Annotated in this window: 14 protein-coding genes; 9 read left to right on the top strand and 5 right to left on the bottom strand. The window is 63.1% G+C overall.

From position 1 onward, the window contains the following. Positions 1-87 precede the first annotated feature (87 nt). Positions 88-810, top strand: a complete 723-nt coding sequence (locus tag H535_RS0100510) for a nicotinamide mononucleotide transporter (protein ID WP_026817982.1) — start codon at positions 88-90, stop codon at positions 808-810. Positions 811-871: 61 nt separating this feature from the next. Here the strand turns inward: H535_RS0100510 and paaZ are convergent, their stop codons facing one another. Further along, on the bottom strand, positions 872-2,965 hold the full coding sequence (paaZ, locus tag H535_RS0100515; RefSeq protein ID WP_026817983.1) for a phenylacetic acid degradation bifunctional protein PaaZ: 2,094 nt from the start codon (positions 2,963-2,965) through the stop codon (positions 872-874). 152 nt (positions 2,966-3,117) lie between these two features. On the opposite strand from paaZ, the gene H535_RS0100520 reads away from it, so the two are divergent. Next, entirely contained in the window at positions 3,118-3,555 is a 438-nt protein-coding gene (locus H535_RS0100520) for a hotdog fold thioesterase (RefSeq protein ID WP_026817984.1), read from the top strand. 21 nt (positions 3,556-3,576) lie between these two features. Here H535_RS0100520 and H535_RS27485 read toward each other — a convergent pair whose 3' ends face one another. Then, positions 3,577-4,857, bottom strand: coding sequence for a GNAT family N-acetyltransferase (locus H535_RS27485; RefSeq protein WP_162144840.1), 1,281 nt, complete (start codon positions 4,855-4,857; stop codon positions 3,577-3,579). Between the two features lie 56 nt (positions 4,858-4,913). Between H535_RS27485 and H535_RS0100530 the strand changes: the two genes are divergently transcribed. Then, positions 4,914-5,873 carry a 5'-3' exonuclease gene (locus H535_RS0100530; protein WP_026817985.1) on the top strand — a complete coding sequence of 320 codons (960 nt, stop codon included), beginning with the start codon at positions 4,914-4,916 and terminating at the stop codon, positions 5,871-5,873. 7 nt (positions 5,874-5,880) lie between these two features. On the opposite strand, the gene H535_RS0100535 is transcribed toward H535_RS0100530, so the two are convergent. From H535_RS0100535 to H535_RS0100545, 3 genes are all read right to left on the bottom strand, one after another. Beyond that, a complete protein-coding gene (locus H535_RS0100535; protein ID WP_026817986.1) occupies positions 5,881-6,738 on the bottom strand; it encodes a 3-hydroxyacyl-CoA dehydrogenase family protein in 858 nt (285 codons plus the stop codon). Then, positions 6,735-7,436, bottom strand: a complete 702-nt coding sequence (locus H535_RS0100540) for an enoyl-CoA hydratase/isomerase family protein (RefSeq protein ID WP_051298375.1) — start codon at positions 7,434-7,436, stop codon at positions 6,735-6,737. The genes H535_RS0100535 and H535_RS0100540 overlap by 4 nt, the downstream gene beginning before the upstream one ends. A gap of 71 nt (positions 7,437-7,507) precedes the next feature. Further along, the gene (locus tag H535_RS0100545) at positions 7,508-8,692 is read right to left on the bottom strand and encodes a thiolase family protein (protein ID WP_026817988.1); all 1,185 of its coding nucleotides are present in this window, start codon (positions 8,690-8,692) and stop codon (positions 7,508-7,510) included. Between the two features lie 143 nt (positions 8,693-8,835). Between H535_RS0100545 and H535_RS0100550 the strand changes: the two genes are divergently transcribed. From H535_RS0100550 to H535_RS0100570, 6 genes are all read left to right on the top strand, one after another. Beyond that, positions 8,836-9,054, top strand: a complete 219-nt coding sequence (locus H535_RS0100550) for a hypothetical protein (protein WP_026817989.1) — start codon at positions 8,836-8,838, stop codon at positions 9,052-9,054. 260 nt (positions 9,055-9,314) lie between these two features. Beyond that, a complete protein-coding gene (locus H535_RS0100555; protein WP_155838451.1) occupies positions 9,315-9,683 on the top strand; it encodes a hypothetical protein in 369 nt (122 codons plus the stop codon). Between the two features lie 115 nt (positions 9,684-9,798). Continuing rightward, positions 9,799-10,341, top strand: a complete 543-nt coding sequence (locus H535_RS0100560; protein WP_026817991.1) for a GNAT family N-acetyltransferase — start codon at positions 9,799-9,801, stop codon at positions 10,339-10,341. A 125-nt stretch (positions 10,342-10,466) separates the two neighbouring features. Beyond that, positions 10,467-10,859 carry a hypothetical protein gene (locus H535_RS28165; protein ID WP_081416345.1) on the top strand — a complete coding sequence of 131 codons (393 nt, stop codon included), beginning with the start codon at positions 10,467-10,469 and terminating at the stop codon, positions 10,857-10,859. A 119-nt stretch (positions 10,860-10,978) separates the two neighbouring features. Then, entirely contained in the window at positions 10,979-11,437 is a 459-nt protein-coding gene (locus tag H535_RS0100565; RefSeq protein WP_035767886.1) for a GNAT family N-acetyltransferase, read from the top strand. Positions 11,438-11,535: 98 nt separating this feature from the next. Next, positions 11,536-12,264, top strand: a complete 729-nt coding sequence (locus H535_RS0100570) for a class I SAM-dependent methyltransferase (RefSeq protein WP_026817993.1) — start codon at positions 11,536-11,538, stop codon at positions 12,262-12,264. Positions 12,265-12,345: the final 81 nt, after the last annotated feature.

The raw sequence follows: 12,345 nt of genomic DNA on the forward strand, positions 1-12,345 counted from the left end.
CGGTCTCAATCCGGCACGCGCTCTGGCTGGTGCCAGCGGCGCCGCACTAGACTGCAAACGACTGCGGCATGACCCAAAGGGGGATCGGTGAATGGCTTGGGGAACGACGGCGGAACACAGCTGGTCGACCTGGCATCCACGTGGCTGCCGGTGCTGTCTGTTGCACTGCTGATCGTCTTCGCTGCCCTGGCCGCCCGGAGGTCGACGTGGGCCTGGCTGGCCGCGGGTCTATCGGTGCTGGTCACCATGGTGCCGTTCCTTGTCGCCGGGCCAGGCATGGCTGCATTCGGGCTGTCGCCCCTCGCATTCCTCACATTGCTGGTGCCGCTGCTCGGATGGTGGATCTGGCACCGCGCCGGAACTGAGCATACTGCAGGCGCGTTACCCGTCCGGCACGCGACCGGGAAGCATTACCTCATCGCCGCTGTCATTCTCGTCGTCCCCGCGCTCTTCTCAGTTGTCTCCCTCGCGCCCCAGGGCGCCTTGGCTGAACTGTCCGCAGGCCAAGCGGCCTTGGCGGTTCTGGGACAGTTCATGCGCGGCATGCTGTTCGTGGCACTGCTGGGGCTCGCGTTTGGCCTGGTGGAGAGCTGGTGGCTGCTGGTGCTGGACAGCGCGTGGTACCTGCTCCCCGCCGTGCTGGGACTGAACACCATCGATCCATTGAACGTTTCCGTAGCTGCGCACGTGGCGATGGCCGTGCTGCACGCCGGCGTCATCATCGCCGCCGTGTTGGGCTACCGCGCTTGGAACTCCCGCACCGGCACCAGTTCCATGTCCGGCGCCGGATCCGTCACCAACCGCGCATAGGCCGCGACATCGAAACGTTCCCCGCTGTACCGCAGCTTGGCCCGTTCCAGCGCTGCCTGGCCTACTTCTCCACCAGGGTCAGCACATCGTAGGTCGCGACGATCTCGTCGTGCTGATTGTGCAGCACCGCGTCCCAACGGACTTCACCGTACTCATCGTCTTCGCGCGGGGTGATCTGCTTGGCCGTCAGGGTCACGCGGAATGAATCATCCGCGGCAACCGGCGTGATGAAACGGAGATTCTCCAAACCATAGTTGGCCAGCACCGGTCCGGGCTCGGGCGAGACGAACAGCCCCGCCGCCCAGGACAGCAACAGATAGCCGTGGGCCACGATTCCGGGGAAGAACGGGTTGGCCGCGGCGGCTTGCTCATTGGTGTGCGCGTAGAACGTATCGCCGGTGGTGTTGGCGAATGCGGCAATGTCGTCACCGGTCACCTGCCGCAGCTCAGAGGCAACGGTGTCCCCCAGCTTCAGCGTCGCCAGGTTCTTCTGGAACGGGTGCGTGTCGTCGATGTTCCGATCCGCGCCCTGATGCCAGACCTGGGTCACGGCGGTCAGCATGTTCGGCGACCCCTGCAGGGCCGTGCGCTGCATGTGGTGATAGACCGAACGGATGCCTCCCAGTTCCTCGCCGCCGCCGGCGCGGCCCGGTCCGCCGTGGACCAGGTGCGGCACCGGCGAGCCATGGCCGGTGGAGGTCTTGGCGTCCTCCCGGTTCAGGGTCAGCACCCGGCCGTGGTACGCGGCGATGCCGGTCACCAGCTTGCGCGCCGTTTCGCCGTCGTTGGTGGCAACCGTTGCCACCAACGATCCGCTGCCCATCGCAGCAAGACGGACGGCTTCGTCGAGGTCGTCGTAGCCGATCACCGAGGCGACCGGCCCAAAGGCCTCAATATCGTGCACCGCGGGTGTCTCGGCGTCGTCGAAGGTCAGCAGCATCGGACCGAAGAAGGCTCCCTCACGTGAAGCGGACACCGATCCGTCAGCGTGCATCACCTGGGGCGCGTCCATGCTGCCCATCTCGATGCGGCCGCCGGCGGTCATCAGCATCTCCACGCTCTTGCGCACCTCGGCCAGCTGATCGAGCGAGGCCAGCGCGCCCATGGTGACGCCTTCGGCTCGCGGGTCGCCCAGGATCACCCGCTCTTCGACCCGCTCGCGGACGGCGTTGACGACGTCGGGAATCAAGTTGCGTGGCACGATGGTCCGGCGGATACTGGTGCACTTCTGTCCAGCCTTGACCGTCATCTCGGTCACCACTGACTTGATGAAAGCGCTGAATTCTTCGGTGCCCGGAACCGCGTCAGGGCCGAGGATGGCAGCGTTCAGTGAGTCGGTCTCCGCGGTGAACCTGACACCCCCGTAGACCACGTTGTCGTGGCTCTTGAGGTGGTTCGCGGTGGCGGCCGAACCGGTGAAGGACACCATGTCACGGTAATCCAGGTGATCGAGCATGGTCCGTGCGCTGCCGGAAATCAGCTGCAGCGACCCGGCAGGCAGCAGGTTGGATTCGATAATGGACTTGACGACGGCGGCAGTCAGGTAGCCGGTCGGCGTCGCCGGTTTCACGATGGTCGGCACTCCGGCCAGGAAGGCGGGAGCGAGTTTCTCCAGCATGCCCCATACCGCGAAATTGAACGCATTAATCTGCACTGCGACACCGGGGATCCGGGTGTAGATGTGTTCGCCAAGGAACGATCCGTCCTTGGACAGCGGCTCGGCGGGGCCGTCGATCACCACCTGGGAGTTCGGCAGTTCGCGGCGGCCCTTGGAGCCGAAGGTGAAGAGCACGCCGATACCGCCGTCGATATCGACCAGCGAATCCTTTCGGGTGGCACCGGTCTGGGCTGAGATCCCGTAGAAGTAGTCGCGCTGGTCATTGAGGTACTGTGCCAGGGCCTTCAGCTTCAGCGCCCGCTGGTGAAAGGTCAGCTCCCCCAGCGACGCCTGCCCCACCGTGCGGCCATAATGCACGGCCGCTTCCAGGTCGAGCCCGTCGGTGCTGACCTTGGCCAGCAAGTCTCCGGTGCTGGCGTCACGGACGTCAGCTCCGGCGGCGGCCGCCTCCGGCTCCGGGGTCCACCAAGCGTCTTCGACAAAGCTCGGGACGGGGTCCACTGCCGTTTCCGTGGTCTCTGGGGCTGTTGTTGTCATCGCCGACGGTCCTTCCAACAAGGTGGCATACACAGGGCAACGGGGTCGGTCGGAGGTAAACTGACCGCTCGTTCGGTAATATGACCACCCTAGCTTAAACCGCCATCCCGCCAACCCGCCGGTCGCAGACCGGCGCTGGAAATGAAGGACTTATGACTGACGAAGCCGAAGAACAAGCAGCCCCGGCCGCAGCGCCCTGGAAAATCGTGCTGGGCGAACTGGACGAGAAGATGGGCGTCAAAGTCCTCGAGGAGTCGGCCGAGCGGGTGGTCGCCACCATGCCAGTCGAAGGTAACCGCCAATCCTTCGGACTACTGCACGGCGGCGCATCGCTGTCATTCGGCGAAGCCATCGGGTCCTGGGCCGCCGTCATCCATGCCGGGTCGAACCGCTCCGCCGTCGGGGTCGATGTCTCGGCCACCCACCACCGTTCAGCCCGTTCCGGCATGGTCACCGGCGTCGCCACCGCTATACATTTGGGGCGTACGACGACGTCGCATGAGGTGGTCATCTACGACGAAGAAGACCGCCGGTTGTGCACGCTGCGGATCACCAATCTCATCCTCGACCGGCCAAAGCCCGGCGAATAAACGCTACGAGCTCGTCCTGAATCATGGTGCCGACCGGTGTCGGATCCAGCGCTTCAACTGCACCGGTTCGCCCCGCTGGTCACCGGCATGAGTCGACTCATGCACGAAGCCCGCGCCCTGGGCGACACGTTCACTCGGAATGTTCCCGACGATCGTTTCCAAGGCAACGCGTTGGCAGCCATGATCGAGCATCCAATCGGACAGCAGTCGCGCAGCGCCCGTGGCCAGACCTCGGCCGCGGCCTTCGCGAAGCAGCACGTAGAACACTTCAGGCTCGTCGCCGCCGGCCAATCCCATGCCCGCCGTTCCCAGCGTCACGCCGTCGTGCATCACGGCGTATCTGGCAGCGATCCGCTGCTCATGCCGGTGCTTAGTCCGCTCGACCCGGTGCCGGGCTGTTTCCTCGTCCATGTCCACCGGGTAATACGTCCATTGCGGCACATCGGACACCCTGCTGAGGGCATATTCGAGTTCCCAGTCGCTGGCCGCGAGCGCGCGGAGCGTCACGCCTGGACCAGTCAACTGTTGCGGAAACTCGACATCGAACGACATGTCCCTATGATGCCATTCCGGCAACGTCAGGAGACGGTTCTTTACTTTGTCGAGCTCTGCTGAGGTGAGCCCGGCATCCAACAGGTAATGTTCGACGTCGAACCCCTCCACCAGCTCCCGCAAAGCGGCGGTCCGGTGGTCCAGCACAACCCTCAGCTCCGCTTCCGTGCGCGGTGTTTCCCGGGCTTGAGGCGCCGACAACGTCTTGAAGTACTCGTTGACCGCCCGGCAGCTAAGCTCGTAGTCGGCGGCGATGTCAGCATGCTCGACGCCGGCCAGCAATAGCAGCATCGTAGTGATCAATCCGGTCCGGTCGCGCCCGCCCGCGCAGTGCACCACGATACCCCCATCGACGGCGGCGGACAGTGCCCGGAAGACCGCCGCGAACTTCTCCGGCCAGCGGCGCAGGTTTTCCCGGTAGTACTCGGGCGAATCCAGGTATGGGCCGCAGATCTCCATAAATTCCGGATCGGATTGGTCCTCGGTCGGGCAGCTCACCACGGTCACCGTGGGCAACGCGCCAACATCGATCCGCGGATCCCCATCCCGGCGTGCCCTCTCCTCTTCATTGCGCAAGTCGACGATGGTACGCACACCGGCGTCGTACATCTGCTGCCAGCCGCCGTCAGTCAGGCACTCCAGACGGGCCGTCCGGTAGAAGGCTCCAAACGCCGTCGTACCCGCCGCCGTCCGCAGCCCGCCCAGGTCCCTTGCGTTGTAGATACCGTCCCAGGTCACGATTCTGTCCATGGCACAGTCAAGCATGCCGGCGCGAAATTGTCGGTCATCCATGCCATCATCAAGACATGGCCGAACGCTTAATGCTCCTCGATACTGCGTCCCTGTACTTCCGCGCGTTCTACGGTGTGCCTACCAAGGTCCGGGCACCCGATGGGACTCCGGTCAATGCTGCACGGGGCCTGCTGGACATCATCGCCAAGCTGGTCGCCGATTTCGAACCGACGCATCTGGTCGCGTGCTGGGATGACGACTGGCGCCCGCGGTGGCGGGTTGACCTGATTCCCAGCTACAAAGAGCACCGGGTCAGGGAACTCGTGCCGGGCGGGGTGGATGTCGAAGAGACGCCTGAGGAGCTGGTGGAGCAGATTCCGCTGATCCGCGAGATGCTGGAGACGCTGGGCATCACGGTCATTGGCGCGACTGAACACGAGGCCGACGACGTTATCGGCACCCTGGCGAGCCAGTCGCAGCTGCCCGTCGACGTCGTCACCGGCGACCGGGATTTGTTCCAGCTGGTCGACGACGACGCTGGTGTCCGCGTCATCTACACCGCTCGCGGGATGAACAAACTCGAGGTCCTCACCGACGACGTTGTGCGCTCGAAGTATGGCGTGAGCGCCGGCCAGTACGCGGATTTCGCAGTGCTGCGCGGCGACAACTCCGACGGGCTTCCCGGCGTCGCCGGAGTCGGCGACAAAACGGCTGCGGGGCTGTTGTCCGAGCACGGCAGCCTGGACAGGATCATCGCCGCTGCCGGCGAACCGTCATCGTCGCTCTCCAAGACCGGATTATCCAATTCCGTCCGCGCCAGGATTGCGGCGGCCGAAGAATACTTAGCCGTTGCGCCGACAGTCGTCGGCGTGGTGCGGAACCTCGATGTAGGTAAGTTCGATGCCCGGCTCAAGCCGCTGCCGCCCAGCCAGCGCGCCGACGTCGACAAACTGGCAGAAAGGCGGGGGCTCGGCGGTTCCATGAAGCGGGCGCTACTCGCCCTCGGCAACGAGGCTTCAACGCCGCCAAGCTAAGTAGAGCTCAGCTATCCCAGGTGAAGAAGCCCTGTCCCATCTTCCGTCCCAGGTGTCCGGCGGCCACCTTGTCCCGCAGGATCTGCGGCGGAGCAAACCGGTCCCCGAGGGTTGAGTGCAGGTACTCGGCGATGCCCAGCCGGACGTCGAGACCCACAATGTCGGTGGTCTTCAGCGGACCGACCGGGTGCTTGTAGCCCAGCGTCATCGCTGCGTCGATATCCTCCGCCGTGGCCACACCCGACTCCACCATCCGCATGGCCTCCAGCGCGATGGCAACTCCCAGCCGGGATGAGGCGAATCCGGGGGCATCATTGACGACGACGGGCGTCTTGTTCAGCGCCTCGACCCACCGGCTGGCAGCACCGGCCAGGTCCCGCGACGTCCTCTCCCCGAGCACAACTTCAACAAGCAGCGATGCCGGAACCGGGTTGAAGAAATGCAAGCCGCAGAAACGCTCAGGCCGGGACAATTCTCCGGCCAACCGGTTCACCGACAACGACGATGTATTAGTGGCCAAGTACGCATCGGAACCGAGCATCTGCTCGACCTTGGTCAACGCTTCGGTCTTGAGGTCGAAATCCTCGGGAACAGCTTCCACCACGAGGTCCGCGGAGACGAAGGACGCGTAATCGGTACTGACGGACAACCGCACCTTCAGATCGTCAAGCGATTCCGCCGTCGTGCCTTTTTCCACGCTCTTGGCCAGCGACCCGTCCAGGCGTTCCCGCGCGGCGGCTGCGGCTGCCTCATCTTGTTCAACGACGACGACGGTGGCGCCGGAGGTGCAGAAGGCGTGGGCGATGCCGGCACCCATTCGGCCACCACCGAGGACGCCGACCTTGGCTGGGAGTGAGTTGATCATTTGTTCTTCTTCCTGTCCAGGAACTTGCCCATCCGGTCGAACTTGGCTTCGGACTCGAAAAGCACGGCTTGGGCCAGCTGGTCGATCACCGGGTGCGACTCGGCCGGGGCCGTGAACACAGACTTGGTGATCCGGGTGGCCAGCGGGTCCTGTTTGCCGATCCTGTCCGCCAGGGCGTTCGCGGCGTCCGCGAGATCACCCGGTTCATGGACTTCGGTCACGAGGTGCAGTGCCAGCGCTTCGTCGGCGGTGAGGACGCGCCCGGCCAGCAGGATTTCCTTGGCCACCGGCTCGCCCACCAGCTCCTTGAGCCGCCACGACGCTCCGGCGGCGGCCAGAATGCCGAGCCCGGTCTCGGGATTGCCGATCTTCACGGACGGCGTGGCGATGCGGAAGTCCGCGGCGTAGGCCAACTCCGCTCCCCCGCCCAGGGCGTAGCCGTCCAGGGCGGCGACAACCGGCATCGGCAGTTTTGAGATGCGGTCAAAGAGCGTGGAATTGATGCCCGCCAAGGCATCATCCCGCCGTCGTTCCCGCAGTTGGGCGATGTCCGCGCCGGAGGCGAAGACCCCGTTGGCCCCGGAAAGGATCAGGGTGCGCGGATTGTCCTCCAGATGAGCACAGACGGCGTGCAGTTCATTGATCATCTGCTGGTCGATGGCGTTGCGCACGTCGGGACGGTTCAACTGGACATGCATCCGGTCTTCCGTCTCGGTGACCAGCAGGGCGATGAATGCCGAGGTTTCGAGGGCGTTGTCCGGCTGTGGCACTAGACGCGCTCCACCAGCATCGAAACACCCTGTCCGACGCCGACGCACAAGGTGGCCAGCCCGACCTTGGCGTCCTCGCGTTCCATCCTGCCCAGCAGGGTGATCGCGATGCGCGATCCGGAAGAACCCAGCGGGTGGCCGGTGGCGATGGCGCCGCCGTCGCGGTTGACGATCTCCTCATCCAGTCCCAGTCGGCGCATCACCCCGAGCGACTGGGTGGCAAAGGCTTCATTGAGTTCGACGGCGCCGAGGTCGTCGACGCTCATCTTGTTCCGCTCCAGCACCTTTTCGGTGGCCGGAACCGGACCCAGCCCCATGACCTCCGGGGCCACACCGGCCGAGGCGCCGTCGACAATCCGCCCGCGCGCCTTCAGGCCAAGCTTCTCCACGGCGGCTTCGCTGGCGATGATAATGGCCGAGGCGCCGTCGTTAAGTGAGCTCGCGTTGCCGGCCGTGACAATCCCTTCGGGTTTGACCACCGAACGGAGCTTGCCCAGCGTCTCCATTGACGTGTCGCGGCGGGGGCCTTCGTCGACATCGACGGTGCCCTTCTTGGTTTCCACACCGACAATCTCCGGGGCCAACCGGCCGGAATCGATTGCGTCGACAGCACGCTGGTGGGAACGCAGCGCGAAGGCATCAGCGTCGTCGCGGGTGATGTTGTCGACCTCGGCGACTTCTTCGGCCGTCTCGGGCATGGAGAAGGTGGTCTTGTCCTGCTTCTTGAACTCCGGGTTGGTGAAACGCCAGCCGATGGATGTGTCAACGATTTCGCCGGGACGGGCGAAGGGCTTCTCCGGCTTGGCCAGCACCCACGGCGCGCGGCTCATGGATTCAACACCGCCTGCCACGACGACGTCGGCCGCGCCCGCCTTGACCATGTGGGAAGCCATGATGATGGCGGAAAGCCCGGAGGCGCACAGCCGGTTCACCGTAATACCAGGCACCGCGTCGGGGAACTCAGCCAGCAAGCTTGCCATCCTGGCGACGTTGCGATTGTCTTCACCGGCCTGATTGGCGTTGCCCATAATGACTTCTTCGACCGTCTCCGGATCGACGCCGGAGCGAGTCACCGCTTCTCTCAGCACCAAGGCGGCCATATCATCGGGCCGGACGCTGGACAGCGCTCCCCCATATCGACCAACCGGGGTACGAACCCCTCCCACCAGAAATGCCTCAGGCATGCGCTCTCCGTATCCGTGCGGGCGGGACGCGGGGCACCGCGGCCTGCCATTACTGACCGTTCGTTCTATAAAGAATCGCACGCAGGGACGGTCCGGTCAACTGAACGTGCTCGCGTTGCTGGACTAAAAGATACGCTGGACCGGTGAGCACATCCAACGACCCTCAGTCGCCGCAGGGAAGCAGAGGCCGCCTCTGGCGCTATTGGCCGCTGGTCGCGGCGGGTTTCGTCACCGGCGTGCTGTTCGGCATGGTTCAGCAACCGGACAAGACTTTTGTCGACTGGCTCTTCCTCGCCGTGGGAATCGTTGCTGCCATCCTGCTCTGGACGACGGGAATCCGCCGCTACAGCCGGCGGGACTGACTGCACCTTAAGGATTGGATAAGGACTTCCAACCTGCGTGCCGCGGGACCACAGCGCTGGCTATCCACAGGTTTAGCTGCGGCCATGGACAATGCCGCTGAAACTGGAATCGTTGTGATTGGGGACTGTCCGGCCACTCAGTATGTGCGGCGGAAGCGCCAGCCCTTCGACGCCCGGAACCGCACATTCGTTATCATTCCGTTACCTACAGTCGCGCATCTGTTCCTATTTTGTCAGTGCCCGGTTCTAGTGTTGGTGGTATGGAACACAGGCCAGTTGCAGCAGTGGTTTCGACGCCGGGGTCCCCCGCGGCTGGCGGCGGCGTGCCTGCGGGGTCTGAGGCTGATTTGGTCGTTGAGGTCACGGCCGCGTTGCGGGACTTCTCTCGCCGGGCGGTGTCGGGGCAGTCGCCGGTGGTCACGGCGGAGGCTGCGGCGCGGTTCGCGTCCTCGGTTGAGGAGCTCTCGCGGACGGTGGAGCATTTGCAGGTGGTGGCCGTGGGCCGGTTGGAGCAGGTCCGCGATGAGGCCGAAGCATCGGGTACGGCTGATTGTTGGGTGACGCCGGAGGGGAAGCGGCAGGGCGAGTACCGCAATACTGCCGATGCCGTCCTGCATCAAGGGCTCTGAGGCGTATCCGGAGTCCAGCGATGTGAACCGCCCAAAGCGCGCCCGTTGGGGGATCCGTTACCGGTTCGCTCGCGGATTCGGGTGAAAGTGTTACTGGATCGGCTAGAGTCGCTGGGTGGCTGTAGATACTCGGACGTTGACTGGCGGCATTCAGATCAGGGGGCTTCGACGGTCCGACGGTAGTCGGCTACGAGTTGCCTATCAGGTGAATCGGGACTTTCTCGCTCCTTGGGAGCCTGTACGACCCGACGAGTTCTTCACGGACGAGGGCCAGATGGCAAGCGTCGATGCAAAACTGAACCAGTATGAGGCTGGTCGCCTGGTCCCATGGGTCCTTCTGCAAGGGGAGCGCATCGTTGGAACGATCACGCTCAATGATATTGTCCGTGGCCCCTTCCTCAACGGCCATGTCGCCTACTGGGTGGATAAGGAATTCAACGGCCACGGGGTCTGCTCGGCAGCGTTAGCGTTCGTCGTCGAAACTGCGAGAAATGAGCTCGGTTTACATCGGGTCCAGGCAGCGACTCTCTGCGGTAACGTTGCATCCCAGAAGGTCCTCAAGCACACCGGATTCGACGAAATAGGGCTGGCTCCTTCGTATCTGAAAATTGCTGGTCAGTGGCAAGACCACATGCTTTACCAACGCGTTCTGTACTGACAGCCACTCCAGCTGTACCCTTGTCAGGGTTCGTTTGTTTGCACCAGTTGGAATCTTCGGCGCCGGACGCTCAGGAATGGTTTGGTTGTTCTGTTCGTGTACGAGCTCGGTGGCATAATGATCTTGTGACGGGCGAGGCCAAGTTTGTGAGATACCAAGCATCATCCGCCAACCATCGAGGTACGTTTCCCGGCATTTTCGGGCTGGCCAACGGACTGGCTCACGATGGAAGATTATCTGAGGCTGACTTCACCTGGTGGCGGAACGCCAACGACTGGTGCAACACCGCTTACCCCGATCCTTCTACGAGCGATCCCAGTATCTATGATCGGACCGTTAACCCAACTGCACAGGCATGGTTTAAAGTCGCCACCCCAGCTCCTCACCTTCTTGCGAAGGTCGATGGGTACCTTTCCCTGCTCCATCGGTATGGCGTGGAATGCGAACGGGTCGCCTCAGATGATCCGGGGACGATCCTCTATGAGGACGAATTCCAAATAGTAGTTGTTCCTCACTAACCGATCCTCACCGGGCACCGTCAGCCTGCTTGGCGTGCCACAATGCTGACATGACGAACTCGGCTGGGCCTCTCGGATGCGGAGGTGACGCTTGGGCATCACACCTGGAATTTTCGAGGATGACTCGCGCAGCGAGTCATGAGATTGCGGACAATTGGAAATACCCGGTCCCTTTTGACTTTTACGACGCGACCGCGGACCCAGAAGACTATGAAGAATTTGTCACTTGTGACCTGTGGCCTGAAGTCTTTCAGCAGGTACGTTTTCGCGGCGCTCTGATAGGTTTCTTCGCCGCCCAACCCGTTCGTGACGGGGCCGCTTACGAAATCAACCTTGGATTACGCCCCGACCTCACAGGAAAGGGCGCAGGTCCATCCTTCCTGAACGCCGTGCTTACGTGGCTTGGCGCCCACGGTTACCCGCTAAGGACGGTGCTCAGCGTAGCTGCCTTCAACACTCGGGCCATCAAGGCTTACCAAGCCGCCGGCTTCACCATAGTGCGTGAATTTCCTCAGGAGACCAATGGCGGTGTTCACGACTTTATCGAAATGGAACGCGGCCTTCCTGACCTGGGATGAGTCGCCGCACTAATCGAGCCACCCGGGACTTGGCGGACTCCGTAGAGTCTTCGCGAAAGGACGCTAATTGGCGCGAGGCCTCCATGTACTCTGGCTCGATGGCTGACTCTCATTCCTCCGATTTGTACGATGCCGTCAACACCTGGGGCGTTGATGACGAGTTCTTCCTGAAATTCGCTACATCGGCCACTGCTGCCAGGGTGCTCGACCTAGGCTGCGGTACAGGACGCGTGACTCTTGCGGTCGCGCTGGCAGGATGCATGGTCACAGGTGTTGACCCTGATGGGCCAAGATTAGAAGCGGCTCGGGCAAAGCCGAAGGCCGGACGTGTGGAATGGATCGTGGGTGACTCGACAGTGATTCCAGCAGACTATGAGTTCGATGCTGCGATTATGAGCGCGAACGTCGCGCAGGAAATTCTCGACGACGCAGAGTTAGCCCGGTCGTCCGCCGATATCGCCGGCCAGCTTGTCCCGGGCGGCCGACTTGCCTTCGACAGCCGTGACCCAATGGCACGAGGGTGGGAAGCATGGACAAAAGAGCGCAGCCACAAGATCGTCAAACTTCCCGAAGGGCAAAGCCAGCACTGGTACCAGACCACCCATGTTGACGAGGCGAACGGCCCGGTTGAATTCTGCGCGCACGAAGTCGGAGTTGATGGCACTGAGAATATCGGATGTGACACCCTCCGCTTCCGTTCAGAAGAGCAACTGCGCACCATGCTGAGCGAAGCCGGATTAGTCGTAGATGACGTATTCGGAGGCTTTGCTGGCGAGCCAGTCGGACAAGGCATCGGCAGTCTGGTCATTACCGCACACAAACCTTAACGACGACCTGAGTCGTCGTCCCGTAATACCAACCCACACGGGCCAAATCTCGCCCCCGACCTGGGGCGATACGATCCCGAG

This window comes from Arthrobacter castelli DSM 16402 (assembly GCF_000430705.1).
Classification (GTDB): Bacteria; Actinomycetota; Actinomycetes; order Actinomycetales; family Micrococcaceae; genus Arthrobacter_C; species Arthrobacter_C castelli.